We start from the raw sequence: 15,848 nt of genomic DNA on the forward strand, positions 1-15,848 counted from the left end.
CACGACGCAGTGGGATCGGCCCCACCGGCTCCGGCCGGTTACTGCATGCGAAGGAGCACGCCATGAGCTTGAACGGCAAGGTTGCAATCGTTACCGGGAGTGGACAGGGTCTTGGTCTCGCTTACGCGAGGGAGCTCGCCCGCCAGGGTGCCGCCGTCGTCATTAATGACGTGAACGCTGAGACCGCAGCGCAAGCAGTCGCGCAGATCGAGGCCGACGGCGGCCGGGCCACCGCCGTCGTCGTTCCGGTGGGCACCACGGATGCCGCCAAGGCATTGGTCGCCGGTGCCGTGGAGACGTTCGGTCGCTTGGACATCCTGGTCACGAACGCAGGAATCCTCCGCGATAAGAGCCTGTTGAAGATGACCGACGAGGACTTCGACCTTGTCATCAACGTCCACTTGAAGGGCACGTTCACCTGCGTCCGTGAGGCCTTCGCGTACTTCAAGGAAAACAACGTCGCGGGCCGGATCATCACTATCGGTTCGCCTACGGGCCAGCGTGGCAACTTCGGGCAGACCAATTACGCGGCTGCGAAGGCGGGGATCGTGGGCATGGTCCGGACGTGGGCGCTGGAGATGAAGAAGGCCGGCGTGACCGTCAACTCTGTCATTCCGGTGGCGGCGACGGCGATGACCAAGACGGTCCCTTATTTCCAGAAGGCCGTGGAAGCTGACGAGCGTGGCGAGGCCATGCCGTCGTTCTTCCGTCATGACCTGGGTTTCGGAACTGCCGACGACGTCGCCGGGCTCATCGCCTTCCTCGCCTCGGATAAGGCGGCCGGCATTACCGGCCAGGCGATCGGTGCCGGCGGTGACCGGCTGCAGGTCTGGACGCACCCGACGGCGGCAACCACCGAATACCGCGACGGCGGCTGGAGCTACGAAGCACTGGTAGAGAACGCCGGATCACTCTTCGGCCCCGACGCGTTGCAGAGCTACGGTGAGGAATTCCTGCCCTTGCCGGAAGAACTGCAGCCTGAACCGGCCAAGCCCGAAGCGGTACAGGCCCGCTGATCATGGCTGACCGATACGAGCTCGGCATCGACGCCGCTGCCCTTGATGCGATCGACATGCACGTCCACCTCGAAGTGGACAGCTGCGGCCACGGCTCGCTCCCGGATGCCCTGACGGAAGCCTCGGCCAAGTACTTCAAAGCCGAGGACAGGACCCCGTCCCTGGACAGGATCGCCGAGGTGTACCGCGAACTGAACATGGCCGCCGTCGTCTTTACCGTCGACGCAAGGACGCAACTAAAGCACGAACCAAACAGCATCCCGGAACTCATCGCCGGAGCCGGGCGGAACAACGATGTTCTGATTCCGTTCGGCAGCGTGGACCCGCGGACGGGTGAGGACGCGATCGCCGGAGCCAAGCACCAGGCCGTTGAGCTCGGTGCCCGGGGATTCAAATTCCATCCTTCACTCCAGGGCTTCGACCCATCCAACGAGCAGTTCTACCCGCTCTGGGAAACGCTCCAGGAGCTGGGGTTGCCGTGTATTTTCCACACGGGCCAGAACGGTATGGGTGCCGGGCTTCCCGGGGGATACGGCATCAAGCTGGCGTACTCGAACCCGCTCCTGCTCGACGCCGTGGCGGCCGATTTCCCGGGCCTGCAGATCATCATGGCCCATCCCTCGGTGCCGTGGCAGGACGAGGCAAATTCGATCGCCACACACAAAGCCAACGTGTTCATCGACCTCTCCGGGTGGTCGCCGAAGTACTTCCCGGAATCGCTGGTGAAGGCCTCGAATTCGGTGTTGCAGGACAAGGTCCTGTTCGGGACGGATTTCCCGCTGATCACTCCGCAGAAGTGGCTGGGCGCATTTGCCGACCTGCCCTTGAAGGACGAAGTCCGCCCGAAGATCCTCAAGGACAACGCCGTCCGGCTGCTCGGGTTGGGTAGCTGAGATGACCACGAGTGTTGCGGATCAGCGACTGTACTCGGTGGCGGACTGGTACGACGCCGAGGCGCTCCTGACCACCGAAGAGCGCCGGGTGCTGGGCCGGTTGCGGACCTTCCTGGAGACCGAAGCGAAGCCGTTGCTCGCCGAGTACTGGGAGCGGGGCGAATTCCCTGAACAACTGGCGCAGCCGCTGATCGACCTTGATCTGATGGAGCCGTTCGAACATCCGGCGCGGGGAATCTTCCACGGTTTCCGGATTTTCGAGCTCGCCCGAACCGATGCGTCCCTGGCCACCTGGTACACGGCACAGGCTGGCCTGTTCCGGACGGCAATCCGGGTAGGGGCCTCCGAGGAACAACAGAAGGAGTGGATGCCCGGCGTTGTGGACTTCTCCCTCAAAGGTGTTTTCTCGTTGACCGAACCGGAACACGGTTCGGACATCGCGGGAGGGCTTTCCACCACCGCACGCTTTGAACGTGGCACAGGAACAGGCGCCGACGGCAGCTGGGTTTTGGACGGCGCCAAGCGCTGGATCGGGGGAGCCTCCACGGCGGATGTGCTGTGCGTGTTCGCCCGGGATGTGGCCGACGGACAGGTCAAGGGGTTCCTCGTGGACCGGACCGCTCCCGGGGTCGGCTTGGAGAAGATCGACGGCAAGACGTCCCTGCGGATGATGCAGAACGCCCACATCACCCTGAAGGGCGTCCGGGTGCCGGAAGCCATGCGGCTGCACAGCGTAAATTCCTTCAAGGACGTGGCCGCGATGCTGCGGGCCATGCGCTCGGACGTCGCGTGGCTCGCCACCGGTATCCAGGCCGGTGCCTTCGAAGCCGCCCTTGCCTACGTCAGGGAACGCCGGCAGTTCGGCCGCTCCTTGGGGTCCTTCCAACTCGTGCAGGAAAAGCTGGCACGCATGCTCGGAAATACCACCGCCTCGCTCTCGTTGGTGACCCGCCTGACCGAACAACAGGCCAAAGGCATCTACCGGGACCAGGACTCCGCCCTGGCCAAGATGCAGACGTCCCTGATGATGCGCGAAACCGTCGCCCTCGCCCGCGAAGTCGTGGGCGGCAACGGCATCACCCTCGCCACCGACGTCGCCCGTTTCCATGCCGACGCGGAAGCTGTCTATTCGTACGAAGGCACCCACGAAATCAATGCACTGATCGTCGGACGCGCCCTGACGGGCGAGAGTGCTTTCACTCACTGAACAACGCACAGAAAAACACAACAACCAGGAGGCAACGATGCCCAATCTCGTCGTCGATTTCGACACCCTGCTCACCATGTCCGGCAAGGACCTGGGCACCACCGACTACCGGGAGATCACCCAACAGCAGATCAACCTGTTCGCCGATGCCACGGACGATCAGCAGTGGATCCACGTTGATCCCGAACGCGCCAAGGATGGTCCTTTCGGTGCACCGATCGCGCACGGCTTCCTCACCCTGTCCCTGATCATCCCGTTCTGGGGCGAACTCTTCGACGTCGACGGGGTGACCACCAGGGTCAATTACGGCCTGGACAAAGTCCGTTTCACGTCACCGGTGAAGGTGGGCTCCAAGGTCCGTATGCAGGGCAGTATCGCCGAGGTTACCGAGGTCAAGGGCGGCGCCCAGATCAAGGTCAACGCCACCATCGAAATCGAAGGCCAGGAACGGCCCGCCGTCGTGGCCGAATTCCTCGCACGCTTCTACAAATAAGCACTCCCTTTCCAGCAACTTCCCTCCTCTTCCAAGGAACAGCCATGTCAGGACACACTGCGCTCGCACAGTCGAGCACGGCCGCAAAGCGTAAAGAAGCGCGTACGGTCATCCTTTCCAGCTATCTGGGCAGCACCATCGAGTTCTACGACTTCCTGCTGTACGCGACGGCGGCAGCGGTTGCCTTCCCCAAGGTGTTCTTCGCCGGAACGGACGAGTGGGTGGGCGTCGTCGCTGCCTATGCAACGTTCGCCGCCGGTTACGTTGCCCGGCCCTTGGGCGGCATCATTTTCGGCCACTTCGGCGACAGGATCGGCCGGAAGGGAATGTTGATCGTTTCCATGGCCATGATGGGCGTCGCGTCCACACTGATCGGCTTGATCCCGGGATCCAGCGTGATCGGTCCTTGGGGTGCCGTGCTGCTGGTGCTCCTGCGCGTCTGCCAGGGCATCGCCGTCGGGGGTGAATGGGGTGGCGCCGCGCTGATGGCGCTGGAACATTCCGATCCCAAGCGGCGCGGTTTCGCTGCCTCGTTCGTGAACGCCGGTGCGCCGACAGGCGCCGTACTCGGCACGGTTGTGATGGGCATTTTCTCCGCACTGCCGCAAGACGCCTTCCTGGCGTGGGGCTGGCGCGTGCCGTTCCTGCTCTCCTTCGTGCTGCTGATCGTGGGCATGTTCGTCAGGCTCCGGGTCTCCGAGAGTCCGATCTTCGCCGAGGCCGTAGCCAAGGAAAGCGCCCAAGGCAGCAAGCGGAAGATCCCGCTGCTGGAGGTCCTGAAGCGCCCCAAAGCACTCATCATGATCATGTTTGCCGGTGCTGCTGGCTTTGGTCTTCAGGTAGTGCTTCCTACGTTCTCCGTCACCTACGCAGTGTCAAAGGGCGCACCGCAGCAGGGCGTGCTTTATGCCTTCGCGGGAGCCTCGGCGATTTCCATCCTGTTCGTCCTCCTGGGCGGCCGCTTGTCGGACCGCTTCGGTCGACGTCCCGTGATGGTCGCCGGTTTGGCCCTGTTCATCCTTTACCTGTTCCCCATGTTCGGGATGCTCAGCTCAGGCAACATCGCCCTGATTTTCCTGGCATTCACGGTGGCGCTGGTCCTGCACTCGTCCCTCTACGGACCCCTTGCAGCGTTCGTATCGGAACAGTTCGGCACCACCAACCGCTACACGGGTGCTGCGGTCGGCTATCAGCTGGCTACCTTGATCGGCGCGGGCTTCACCCCCGGAATCGTCGCCGGACTCTATAAGGACGCAGGCCAGAGTATCGTCCCCGTGGTGGTCTTCCTGTCCATCATGTCCTTGGTGTCGATTGTCTTCATCCTGCTGACGCGGGAGTCTAAGAACAACGACCTCTCTACGGTCAGTTAGGAGAAACCACCATGGACAACAACGGAGTTGGATCCTGGCTGCACCGTCGCCGCAGCAAGTCCGGAAACGCAACAGCACTTGTTTCCGGTGACCGGAAGCTCAGCTACCTCGAACTGGCTGACCGGGCAGATCACCTGGCCAACGCCCTCAAGGACAGGGGAGTGGCCAAAGGGGACCGTGTGGCCTACTTGGGCGAGAACCACCCCTCCTTTGTGGAAACCTTCTTTGCCTGCGGGTTGGTGGGCGCCATCTTCGTGCCTCTCAATACGCGCCTGGCCGCTCCCGAGCTTCAGTTCCAGCTGCAGGACTCGGGAGCCCGGATCCTCATCAACGCCGCGGCCCTGGAGCCTGTTGCGACGGCCGCCGTGGCTGACACTGCGGTCACCCACCGGTTTGTGGTGGCTCCCGACGGCGGACCTGAAGGGTCCGCGGTCAAGCTGCCGACCGGCGTCGAACCTTATGAGGAGGTGATTGGCGCCTCGGACGGTACAGCGATGGATGTTGCGGTGTCACTGGACGACGCCGCCATGATCCTCTACACCTCCGGCACCACAGGGAAGCCGAAGGGTGCGCTGCTCACGCACGGCAACATCACCTGGAACTGCATCAATACCGTGGTGGACATGGACCTGAGCCGCAACGACATAGCGCTCATGATTTCGCCGCTCTTCCACGTCGCATCCCTGGACATGGGTTTGCTGCCGATGCTGCTCAAGGGCGCCACGGTGGTCCTCGAATCCAAGTTCGACGCCGGTCGCGTCCTGGAACTGGTGGGCCGGCACAGGGTCACCACCCTGAACGGCGTCCCCACCACCTTCCAGATGCTCTGCGACCATCCGGAATGGTCGACGGCGGACCTCAGCTCCCTGGACAAACTCACCTGCGGCGGGTCCGCCGTTCCGCAGCGGGTACTGGACGCCTATGAGGAACGTGGCATCGGATTCACCGCCTGCTACGGCATGACCGAAACCGCGCCAGGAGCCACCATGCTCCCGGTTTCCGCTTCCAAGGTGAAGGCCGGATCAGCGGGTTTGCCGCACTTCTTCACGGATGTGCGGATCGTTGATCCGTTCGGGAGCGTCGTGGGCGCGGGCGAAGTGGGGGAGATCCAGATCTCCGGGCCCAACGTCATCAAGGAATACTGGAACCGGCCGGAGGCAACTGCCGACAGCTACGCGGACTCCTCCTGGTTCCGCTCGGGGGACATGGGACACCAGGACGAGGAAGGCTTCTTGTTCGTCTCCGACAGACTCAAGGACATGATCATTTCCGGCGGCGAGAACATCTACCCGGCCGAAGTGGAAGCAGCCATTGCGGAATTGCCCGCCGTGGGAAGCGTGGCCGTCATTGGAGTGGCCGACGGGAAATGGGGCGAAGTCCCGAGGGCGATCGTGACTTTGCGGGAGGGTGCTGCCCTGACCGAAGAGCAGCTGCGCTCGCATCTGGACGGACGATTGGCACGCTACAAGATCCCCAAGTCCGTGGTGTTCGTGGAAGAGATGCCGCGCACGGCCAGCGGCAAGATCAGGAAGACCGACCTCCGCAAGCACTACGCGCAGTAACCCTCCCGACGCTTGCTCACGTCACGCGTGCTTGGGGCGGACGCTTGCTCACGTTCCGGGTGTTTGGGTGGGACGCTTCCTCACGTTCCGGGTGTTTGGGTGGGACGCTTGCTCACATTCCGGGTGCTGAATGCGGCTTTCGGGCGACATATTCCGTTACTGGGCTAAATCCCGGTTAATTTTGTCCATCGAACTGCCTAAACAGCGTTCGGGGCATTACGATTGGGTCGACTCGTCTCTGAGTACGCATTCATCACAACGAAACCCCGGGGGATATACCAATGAGCTACCCGCAACAACCGCAACAGACCCAGCCCTACGCAGCGCAGGCCGGCGAGCCGCCGCTGTGGGCACCCTACTATGGCGCTCCGATCGGTGCAGCCGTCAAGCGTTTCTTCAAGAAGTACGCCGCGTTCTCGGGCCGTGCCAGCCGCAGTGAATACTGGTGGGTCGCCCTTGTACTGGGCGTCGTGGGCTTCGTCCTGCAGCTGCTCACCGGCATTCTCGGCGCCGCTGGTGCCACCACTACAAGCAGCGGAACAATTCCCGGTCCTGGTGCTGCAGTGGGGCTCATCCTCGTCCTCGTCTTCTACTTGGCAGTCCTGATTCCGTCTCTCGCCCTGTTGGTTCGCCGTCTCCACGACGCCAACCTCAGCGGCTGGTTGGCATTGCTCGTTGTGGTGCCGATCGTTGTTTTCGTGCTCTCGCTCCTGCCGTCCAACCCGGCCGGCCAGCGTTTCGACCAGCCGACCGCGTAATAACCCACGCACCACGCAAAAAGGGGCGGCACCTAGTGTGCCGCCCCTTTTTTGTGCCCGCACTGCGTGCCCACGCGACCACTCCGTGAAATGCTGTCCTTAACGCGGACCGACCCCGATGACGAGGAGAGCCAGCCATGAAACCGATCAAGCGCTGCGCCGTGGTTGGCGGCGGGATCATCGGCGTCGCGGTTGCGCGGGAACTTTCCAACAAGCTCGACGGCGTCCAGGTCACCGTTTATGAGAAGGAAGGGCGCCTCGCTGCCCACCAAACAGGCCACAACTCAGGGGTGGTCCACGCAGGGCTGTACTACGAACCCGGCGGGTTGAAGGCACGGCTGTGCCGCAGGGGAGTGGAGCTGCTGCAGGAATTCTGCGCCGCGAAGGCCCTTCCCTACGAAGCATGCGGGAAGCTGGTCATTGCCCAGACGCCAGAAGAGCAAAAACGCCTGGACAACATCTTTGCCCGCGCCACAGCCAACGAGGTGCCCGGAGCACGGATGCTGGGCGGTGACCGGATAAGCGAGGTGGAGCCGAACGCCGTCGGGCTTTCCGCTTTGCACTCGCCGGAAACGGCGATCGTCGACTATTCGGCCATCACCGAAGCGCTCGCCGACGACGTTCGGGCCTCGGGAGGGACCATCCGGCTTGGGCAGGAAGTCACGTCGGTGGAACAGCAAGCGAGTGGCGCGGTTGTCCATACGAAGGACGACAGTGAACACTTTGACCTGGTGGTCGCCTGCGCCGGCCTGCAATCGGACCGTTTGGCGAAGGCGGCGGGTGAGGCCGCGAACCCGAGGATCGTGCCGTTCTTCGGGCAGTACTTTCTCCTGGACCGCGCGGCCCGTGAGCAGGTGAAGGGCCTTATCTATCCTGTCCCGGACCCCCGGCATCCCTTCCTGGGCGTGCATCTGACCAAACGCATTGACGGCGAAATGATGCTCGGACCGAATGCGTTCATTTCCTTTGGCCGGGAATCCTACGGCTGGAAGGATGTCAGGGTCCGCGATGTCCTGGATTATGCGCTGTTCCCGGGCTTTTGGAATTTTGCGCGGCAGAATGTGCCCTCGGCTGTTCGTGAATTCCAGACTGTGGTGAGCCGCAAGAAATTCATCCGCGAAGCTGTCCGCTTTGTTCCGTCCCTGGAGGGCGCCACTGTTCTCCCTGGCACCCGCGGCGTCCGCGCCCAGGCCATGAACGGCGACGGATCGCTGGTGGACGACTTTGTCATCGGACGACGCCGGGACACCGTTTTGGTGCGGAACGCGCCGTCGCCCGGGGCTACTTCGTCCATGGCGATCGCCGAGTACATCGTGGAGCAGGCGCTGGCGGACTAGCAGGCGAGGGCTGTTTGGCCGGGGAGGGTCGGGAGCGGCGTGAGTTAACAAGCCCGTGACGATCCGGAAACGGCGCCCACATGCGGGGTGGATAGCTTTGCTCCATGATCACCTCACTGGCCGCACTTGCTACCCGACTCGGCGATTCCCTGGGCCGCTGGATCGAGGCCGCGTACGTCCTGGATTGCGCCGGTCCCGAGCCTGAAGGACCGCACGGGTCGGCTTCGGATTGGACATGGCTTCCAGCCCTGAGCGGGGTGACAGTGGCAGGAGCCCAGGCCATCCAATCGCACGCAGGACGCCCGCCGACGGCCACGTAGGAACCGCGCTATAAGCTGCACAATGTTGCGTTGAGCACACTTTTCGTTGATGCCGGGTAGTATGCCCTAAACTGCTTCACTGAGGTGCCGGAATAGGCACTATGCAGCAACGAAAGCGAACCCTCAATGGCTACTGATTACGACGCCCCGCGCAAGACAGAAGAAGAGTCTCCCGCTGAATCGCTTGAGGCTCTCCAGGCGTCCCGCGGGGGCGGTGCCCAGACCGCTGTCATCGACGTGGAAGACGTCGATACCGCCGAAGGAATCGATCTTCCGGGCGCCGATCTTTCGGGCGAGGAACTGACCGTCGTTGTGGTTCCGGAGCAGTCGGACGAATTCACGTGCGGGTCTTGTTTCCTGGTCCGTCACCGTTCGCAGATTGCCTTGGAAAAGAACGGCCTTAAGTTCTGCAAGGACTGCGAAGGCTGATAACGCGCTGATCACGTTATCTTCGGTCACGAAAACGTGGTTGAAGCCGACTGAAACGGCCCGGAATTGATGCCGGAAGCGGCTTCGGATGACCCGCCCGTAACCTGACGGGGGTCCTCTTAACGGTTGTGCTCCGAAGCGGCCACAACCCGCCAAAACCCGTGGATGCACTCCTACAGTTGAAGTATCAACTTCGCCTGAAGGGGGCACAAAAAATGAGGAAAATTGGAGCGGGTTTGGCGGCTGTTGTGGCAGCGGCCGGGCTCGGTCTGGCAGCACCGGGGCCAGCCTCGGCGGCTTCCTACTGCGGCATCACCTGGGGTTCCCTGGCCAAGGCCGACCCCGATATGAGCGCCGCGCAGGTCACCAATGTCCGCACGGGCCAACAGCTCTGCTACGACCGACTGGTGATCGACATGACCGGGAAAGTGGCCGGTTATTCAGTGCAGTACGTTCCGGTGATCACCCAGGATGCAACGGGCTTCCCCATCCCGGTGCTCGGTGACGCCGACCTGCAAGTGGTGGTGACGGCGCCGTCGTACAACCAGTACAGCCAGCCCACCTACGTTCCGGCAGCCAAGGCCGAGCTCTCCAACGTATCGGGCTACCAGACGTTCCGTCAGGTGGTCTATGCCGGGAGTTTCGAAGGAACTACCAGCATCGGCTTGGGTGTCCGTGCCAGGCTTCCGTTCCGGGTCTTCACCCTGGACGGACCCGACGGCGGCTCGCGGCTTGTCGTGGATGTCGCCCATCACTGGTGAAACACTGCCAAAACGCGCGAAAGCGGCCAGTTCGCCGGATAGCTCCGGCGAACTGGCCGCTTTCCGGCGTTCTCGCTGTTCGGCGCGCCCGGCTACTCAGGGACCACCAGGGCGGGAGTGTCTTTCCGGATGGTCTCGCCACGGAAGAACCCTGGCCGCATGCGGGACTGGATCAGCATGACGGCGGCACCCAAGGCCAGGATCCCGATGCCGAGGATGAACACGAGCCCCACCCCGAAGATCTCCGAGCCGCTGCCGAACTCCGGATCCCAGCTGTCCATCGCGGTCTGCAGGAACACAACGAACAGGCCCACGCCACCCAGTACCGGGCACACCAAGCGCAGGAGGAAGTTGCGGGCGCTACTGAAGACGCTGTTGCGGAAGTACCAAGCACAGGCAATGGCCGTCAGTCCGTAGTAGAAACAGATCATCAGGCCCAGGGCCAGGATGGTGTCGTTGAGGACGTTCTCGCTGATCACGTGCATCACGGCGTAGAAGCCCGCGGACAGTACGCCTGCCGCAATGGTGGCGAAGCCCGGCGTCGAGAACTTCTTGCTCATGTGGCTGAAGCGTTCCGGCAGCGCGCCGTAGTGCGCCATGGCAAGCAGGCTCCGCGACGGCGAAGTGAACGTGGACTGCAACGAAGCCGCAGAGCTGGACAGCACCGCCAACGACATGAGGATCGCGAACGGTCCCATGACCGGAGAAGCGAGTGCCGTGAACACGTTGGCGTGGTTCTCGGGGTTGTTCAGCCCGATTCCGGTGTCGCCGACGCCGGCGAACATCATTGTGGCGATGGTCACCAGCAGGTAGATCCCCAGGACGATGACTGCCGTGAGGGTTCCGGCGGCGCCCGCGGTCTTCTTGCCGTTGGCGGTTTCCTCGTTCACGGTGAGGCAGACATCCCAACCCCAGTACACGAAGATGGACAGCGAAATGCCCGCGGCGATCTGGCCGAAGGTCTCGACCTTCGTGACGTCGAACCAATCCCAGCTGAAGGGAACGGCGGTCTCGGACGTGGACCAGTTGGAGAAGGCCATGGCCACGAACAAGCCCAGAACCAGCAGCTGGAAACCCACCAGCCCGTACTGGACGATCTTGGTGGTGTGCAGGCCGCGGTAACTGATCCACACGGCCAGGGCCACGAAGACAAAACAAGTGGCTACGTTCAGCAGCTTGTTAGAGGCGAGGTCGGCCAGCTCAGGGGAACCTGTGGCCTGGGCGAGGAAAAGGTAGAAGAAGTCCACCGCTACACCGGCCAGGTTGGACAGGACAATGATGTTGGCTGCGAGCAGGCCCCAACCGCCCATCCAACCCACCCAGGGTCCGAATGCCTTGGTGACCCAGGTGAAGGTGGTGCCGCTGTCCGGGGAGTCTGCGTTGAGCTCCCTGTAGGCCAGCGATACCAGGATCATCGGAATGAACCCGATCAGGAAGATGACGGGCAACTGCAGCCCGACTTCGTTGACTGTTGGACCGAGCGCACCGGTGAGCGTGTACGCCGGGGCGATGGTTGAAATGCCAAGAACGACGACGGCGAGGAGCCCCAACTGCCCCGTCTTCAGTCCCTTGCCGCTGATGTTGTGCGACTCTGCAGCGGCTCCAGTGCTTTTGGAAGCACCGGCGCGGATTGTCTGGCTCATGAAAGGCCCTTTCTAGATGGCCGAAGGCTGTTGCTGCGTAATGCAGTGGATGCCGCCGCCCCGGGCGAAGAGTTCGCGCGCGTCAACACTGACAACGCGGCGTCCGGGGTAGGCATCGGCGAGGATGCGGAGCGCTTTCTCGTCCATGGGGTCGTTGAAGCTGCACGCAATGACCCCACCGTTGACTACCAAGTGGTTGATGTAGCTGTAGTCCACGTAGCCCTCGTCGTCAGTGAGGGTTTCGGGTGCCGGAACTTCGATGATGTTCCAGTCCCGTCCGGCTGCGTCATGGGTGGTGCGCAGGAATTCGATGATCTCCCGGGACACCGCATGATCGGGGTGCTCAGGGTTTTGCTGGGAATGGACAAGGAGTGTGCCCGGGGAGGGGATGGCGGCCACGATGTCCACATGGCCGCGTGTGCCGAACTTCTCCGAATCGCGGGTGAGGCCGCGAGGCAGCCACACCACGTGGGTAGCGCCGATGGTGCGGGCGAGCTCTTCCTCGATGTCGGACTTGGTCAGGCCGGGATTGCGGCCCTCGTCAAGCTGTACGGTCTCGGTGACAAGGACGGTGCCTTCGCCGTCAACCTGGATGCCGCCGCCTTCGTTCACGATCCCCGAGGGGAGGTGTGTGGCGTTGGCACGGCCGGTGATGTTGGCGGCGATCTGCGAATCCTTGTCCCACGCCGCCCAGTCCTGGGCGCCCCAGCCGTTGAAGATCCAGTCCACGGCGCCGAGTTGCTTGTTCGCATCCAACACGAACGACGGTCCGATGTCCCGCATCCAGGCGTCGTTCAGTTCCGCGGTGAGTACCTCGACGCGGGGGTCCAGGTAGCGCGCGGCTGTTTCGACGTCGTCGGGCGCTACCACCATGGTGACCGGCTCGAACTCAAGGACGGCATTCGCGACGGCGGCCCAGGTGGAGCGCGCTGCATGCGCCTCTTCCTCGGTGTCGCCCAAGGTGTAACCGCCGGTGGGGAAGGCCATCCAGACGCGGTCCTGCGGTGCCGTTTCCGACGGCATGCGCCAGGCGCTCACGCGGAGACCGCCTGGTAGGCAGTGGCGACAGCGCTTGCTCCCAGTGGCGCGTTGGGGTCCACCGGTTCGGTGAGGCGACCGTAGGTTTCAGGGCGGCGCGTGGCCAGGAACGGGAAGAGCGTGAGCCAGTCCCTGCGCTGGTCGAGGTCGAGGTCGGCGACCAGAACGGCGGATTCGTCCCGCGGTGCCTGGACCAGGATGCGGCCGTAGGGATCGGAGATGAAGGAGGAGCCGTAGAAGTTCAGGGTGCCTTCGTTGCCGTAGCGGTTCGGCGCGATCATGAACAGGCCGTTGGCGATGCCGTTGCCCACAATGACCTGCTGCCAGAGCGGCTGCGTGTCGAAGTCTGGGTGGTCCGGTTCGGAGCCGATTGCGGTGGGGTAGACCAGGATCTCAGCTCCGCCCAGGGAGTACATCCGGGCGAGTTCGGGGAACCATTCGTCCCAGCAGGTGGGCATGCCCAGGCGTGCACCGCCGAGTTCGGCCGGTGCGTACACTGCGTAGGCATCCTCGGCTTCCGGGCCCTTGCGGAAGAACTTGTCTTCGTAGTAGCCGGCGGTGACGGGGATGTGCAGCTTGTGGGTGCGGGCTACGAGTTCCCCGGCGGGGGAGACCAGGATCGCGGTGTTCAGGCCGAGGCCGTCGTCAGTGCCATCCGGGTTCTCAGCCCGCTGGTACAAGGATGCGTGGACCGAGACGCCGAACTTTCTGGCAGCTTCGGCAGCGAAGGTGAAGGTGGGGCCGGTGAGGAGGTCCTCGGTGATGTCCGATGGGCGGATGCCTGCCGCGGGGTTGTTCTCCGGCCGGGTGTCGGCGGGGTAGCGGGAGAGCGTCAGTTCAGGCAGGAAAACAACAGTGGCTCCCAGCTTGGCGGCGCGCTCGATGCCTTCGGTAAGTTCTGCGCGGAGGGCGGATTCGTCGGCATGCCAGCGGTGCTGGACAACGCCGACGCGCAGCGGCGTCCGCGTGGAGGGTTCGGTGCGAGCCAGGGAAGTCGGGGCTTCGAGGCGGGTTATTTCAATCATGGTGGCATGTACTCCGATGAGACGACAGTCACTAAATGAATAGCGTTCATTTAGTATGACGCGAGTCACGCCGTAGTGCAAGGGGAAAACGAATGCCAATCATTTATGACAGCCCGGACCCCTACCCGGCACCCCTGCGGACGCCCTGGCCGAGCGCCCCTCCCGCCCCCTCCCGCCCCGGGAGCAGGCCTAGCCGGCCAGGGTGGGCAAGGTGAGGATCTCGGCTCCGTCCGGGGTGATGGCGATCGTGTGCTCGCTGTGGGCCGTCCGGCAGCCGGTGACGCTGCGGAGGGTCCAGCCGTCGGGATCAGTCACGAGCTGGGCGGTATCCGCCATGACCCACGGTTCCAAAGCGAGCAGCAAGCCAGGGCGCAGCTTGTAGCCGCGGCCAGGGCGTCCCATGTTGGGCACATGCGGTTCCTGGTGCATGGTTGAGCCGATTCCGTGGCCGCCAAACTCCGTGTTAACGGGATATCCTGCCTCGCCGAGGACTGAGCCAATGGCGTAGGACAGATCGCCGATCCGCGCGCCGGGCCGCGCCGCTGCTATGCCGGCACGCAGGGCGCGTTCGGTTGCCTCGATCATGGCCACGCTTTCGGCGGGCTTAGCGTCGCCGACGATGAAGCTGATGGCAGAGTCTGCTGCGATCCCTTTCAGGGAGACGGCCAGGTCAAGGGTCAGCAGGTCGCCGTCGGCAAGCGCGTAGTCCCGCGGCAGTCCATGGAGGACGGCGTCGTTGACGCCTGTGCAGATGTAGTGGCCGAAGGGGCCGCGCCCAAACGATGGCGCGTAGTCCACGTAGCAGGACACCGCGCCCGCCTCGAGGATCATGGCCTTGGCCCACGCGTCGATCTCCAGGAGGTTGGTGCCAACAGTGCACCGGCTCTTGAGCGTGTGCAGGATGTTGGCCACCAGGGTCCCTGCAGCCCGGGCACGGGTCAGTTCGCTGGTGCTGAGGATCTCGATCATAGGGGACCTTTCCGGGGTTGATGCCAATAACTATCCCGGCCATATTATCCCGGTATTACAATTGGAGCCATGGTCAGGTTGCCGCTCACACCCGCAGAGGCCGAGCGCGGACAGCGTCTCGGTGCCCTGCTCCGCCGTGCGCGGGGCGCACGCTCCATGCTGGAGATTGCCCTCGATGCCCGTGTTTCTCCCGAAACGCTGCGCAAAATCGAGTCGGGAAGGGTTGCCACTCCCGCCTTTCCCACGGTGGCGGCCATTGCCGATGTTCTTGGACTTTCGCTCGATGAGGTGTGGTCCGAGATCAACCAGCCCGACGCCGGAGCGGACCCCGCCGTGTCGCGCCGCAATGCCCGGGAGTTCCTGGCTTCCTAGATTTCCGCCTGCTGGTCCTGCCGCTTGGGCCGTGCCCGGACGTGCAGGCGCTCGCCTTGCTGGCCGAACAGGGTGAGCAGTTCCACCGGTTCAGAGGTAGCGCTGGCGAACCAGTGTGGGGTGCGGGTGTCGAATTCCGCCACTTCCCCGGGTTTGAGGATGAAGTCGTTCCCGCCCAAAACCAGCCGCAGTTTCCCATTGAGGATGTACATCCAGTCGTAGCCTTCGTGGGATTGCGGGTCTGGAATTTCCTTGCCCGTTCCGGCTTTCAGCACCATCTTGAAGGCCTGGATTCCGCCGGGGCGGCGAGTGAGGGGCAGCGCGGTGCCCCAATGATGGACGTGTGGCTTGAGATGGATGCGGGGGTCGCCCGTTTCCGGGGCGTCGATCAACTCCTCAAGAGGTACTTGGTGAAGCCGTGCAATCGGCAGCAACAGTTCCAGGGTGGGCTTGCGCTGGCCCGACTCCAGGCGGGACAGCGTGCTCACCGAGATCCCCGTGCCTTCCGATGCCTCTGCCAGCGTCAGGTTCCGTTGGGTCCGCATCGCGCGCAGGCGCGGGCCGACGGCGTCGAGCATTGCGCTGAAATCCTTTGCCATGTCTCCAGTTTGCCATAGTGGCAATTTTTCTTGCCGCTTCTGTCGACATCGACCAA

At 63.3% G+C, this 15,848-nt stretch carries 17 protein-coding genes; 12 read left to right on the forward strand and 5 right to left on the reverse strand.

The window, feature by feature from the left end; all coding sequences use genetic code 11:
• The first annotated feature begins 62 nt into the window (after nucleotides 1–62).
• From ACNAOU_RS04585 to ACNAOU_RS04635, 11 genes are all read left to right on the forward strand, one after another.
• The gene (locus ACNAOU_RS04585) at nucleotides 63–1,016 is read left to right on the forward strand and encodes an SDR family NAD(P)-dependent oxidoreductase (RefSeq protein ID WP_193590956.1); all 954 of its coding nucleotides are present in this window, start codon (nucleotides 63–65) and stop codon (nucleotides 1,014–1,016) included.
• A gap of 2 nt (nucleotides 1,017–1,018) precedes the next feature.
• A complete protein-coding gene (locus tag ACNAOU_RS04590) occupies nucleotides 1,019–1,909 on the forward strand; it encodes a 4-hydroxyphenyl-beta-ketoacyl-CoA hydrolase (protein ID WP_018780157.1) in 891 nt (296 codons plus the stop codon).
• Between the two features lies 1 nt (nucleotide 1,910).
• Nucleotides 1,911–3,116: an acyl-CoA dehydrogenase family protein gene (locus ACNAOU_RS04595; RefSeq protein WP_422758134.1), complete on the forward strand. Its 1,206-nt coding sequence runs from the start codon at nucleotides 1,911–1,913 to the stop codon at nucleotides 3,114–3,116.
• A gap of 37 nt (nucleotides 3,117–3,153) precedes the next feature.
• On the forward strand, nucleotides 3,154–3,609 hold the full coding sequence (locus tag ACNAOU_RS04600; protein ID WP_422758135.1) for a MaoC family dehydratase: 456 nt from the start codon (nucleotides 3,154–3,156) through the stop codon (nucleotides 3,607–3,609).
• Nucleotides 3,610–3,653: 44 nt separating this feature from the next.
• Nucleotides 3,654–4,979 (forward strand): MFS transporter, encoded by a 1,326-nt coding sequence (locus ACNAOU_RS04605; RefSeq protein ID WP_079582809.1) that lies wholly within the window; start codon nucleotides 3,654–3,656, stop codon nucleotides 4,977–4,979.
• A gap of 11 nt (nucleotides 4,980–4,990) precedes the next feature.
• Nucleotides 4,991–6,541 (forward strand): o-succinylbenzoate--CoA ligase, encoded by a 1,551-nt coding sequence (gene menE / locus ACNAOU_RS04610; protein ID WP_422758136.1) that lies wholly within the window; start codon nucleotides 4,991–4,993, stop codon nucleotides 6,539–6,541.
• Between the two features lie 281 nt (nucleotides 6,542–6,822).
• Entirely contained in the window at nucleotides 6,823–7,299 is a 477-nt protein-coding gene (locus ACNAOU_RS04615; protein ID WP_018780152.1) for a DUF805 domain-containing protein, read from the forward strand.
• A 137-nt stretch (nucleotides 7,300–7,436) separates the two neighbouring features.
• Nucleotides 7,437–8,636 carry an L-2-hydroxyglutarate oxidase gene (lhgO, locus tag ACNAOU_RS04620; RefSeq protein WP_422758137.1) on the forward strand — a complete coding sequence of 400 codons (1,200 nt, stop codon included), beginning with the start codon at nucleotides 7,437–7,439 and terminating at the stop codon, nucleotides 8,634–8,636.
• A gap of 104 nt (nucleotides 8,637–8,740) precedes the next feature.
• Nucleotides 8,741–8,956 (forward strand): hypothetical protein, encoded by a 216-nt coding sequence (locus ACNAOU_RS04625; protein ID WP_018780149.1) that lies wholly within the window; start codon nucleotides 8,741–8,743, stop codon nucleotides 8,954–8,956.
• A gap of 126 nt (nucleotides 8,957–9,082) precedes the next feature.
• A complete protein-coding gene (locus tag ACNAOU_RS04630; protein ID WP_018780148.1) occupies nucleotides 9,083–9,385 on the forward strand; it encodes a DUF4193 domain-containing protein in 303 nt (100 codons plus the stop codon).
• 215 nt (nucleotides 9,386–9,600) lie between these two features.
• Nucleotides 9,601–10,146: an AMIN-like domain-containing (lipo)protein gene (locus ACNAOU_RS04635; RefSeq protein ID WP_055975249.1), complete on the forward strand. Its 546-nt coding sequence runs from the start codon at nucleotides 9,601–9,603 to the stop codon at nucleotides 10,144–10,146.
• Between the two features lie 92 nt (nucleotides 10,147–10,238).
• Here the strand turns inward: ACNAOU_RS04635 and ACNAOU_RS04640 are convergent, their stop codons facing one another.
• The 4 genes from ACNAOU_RS04640 to map all read right to left on the reverse strand — a co-directional run bounded on the left by ACNAOU_RS04640 (nucleotide 10,239) and on the right by map (nucleotide 14,821).
• A complete protein-coding gene (locus ACNAOU_RS04640; protein WP_422758138.1) occupies nucleotides 10,239–11,789 on the reverse strand; it encodes an APC family permease in 1,551 nt (516 codons plus the stop codon).
• A gap of 12 nt (nucleotides 11,790–11,801) precedes the next feature.
• Entirely contained in the window at nucleotides 11,802–12,827 is a 1,026-nt protein-coding gene (locus ACNAOU_RS04645; protein WP_422758139.1) for an agmatine deiminase family protein, read from the reverse strand.
• The gene (locus ACNAOU_RS04650; protein WP_055975258.1) at nucleotides 12,824–13,852 is read right to left on the reverse strand and encodes a nitrilase-related carbon-nitrogen hydrolase; all 1,029 of its coding nucleotides are present in this window, start codon (nucleotides 13,850–13,852) and stop codon (nucleotides 12,824–12,826) included. Before ACNAOU_RS04650 ends, ACNAOU_RS04645 begins: the two co-directional genes overlap by 4 nt.
• A 189-nt stretch (nucleotides 13,853–14,041) precedes the next feature.
• Entirely contained in the window at nucleotides 14,042–14,821 is a 780-nt protein-coding gene (gene map, locus ACNAOU_RS04655) for a type I methionyl aminopeptidase (protein WP_275778244.1), read from the reverse strand.
• Nucleotides 14,822–14,890: 69 nt separating this feature from the next.
• On the opposite strand from map, the gene ACNAOU_RS04660 reads away from it, so the two are divergent.
• Nucleotides 14,891–15,193, forward strand: coding sequence for a helix-turn-helix domain-containing protein (locus ACNAOU_RS04660; RefSeq protein ID WP_018780142.1), 303 nt, complete (start codon nucleotides 14,891–14,893; stop codon nucleotides 15,191–15,193).
• On the opposite strand, the gene ACNAOU_RS04665 is transcribed toward ACNAOU_RS04660, so the two are convergent.
• Nucleotides 15,190–15,792 carry a helix-turn-helix domain-containing protein gene (locus ACNAOU_RS04665; protein WP_018780141.1) on the reverse strand — a complete coding sequence of 201 codons (603 nt, stop codon included), beginning with the start codon at nucleotides 15,790–15,792 and terminating at the stop codon, nucleotides 15,190–15,192. The two genes, ACNAOU_RS04660 and ACNAOU_RS04665, sit on opposite strands and share 4 nt — an antisense overlap.
• Nucleotides 15,793–15,848: the final 56 nt, after the last annotated feature.

The sequence above is a fragment of the Paenarthrobacter sp. C1 genome, assembly GCF_049315185.1.
In the GTDB taxonomy this organism is placed as follows: Bacteria; Actinomycetota; Actinomycetes; order Actinomycetales; family Micrococcaceae; genus Arthrobacter; species Arthrobacter nicotinovorans.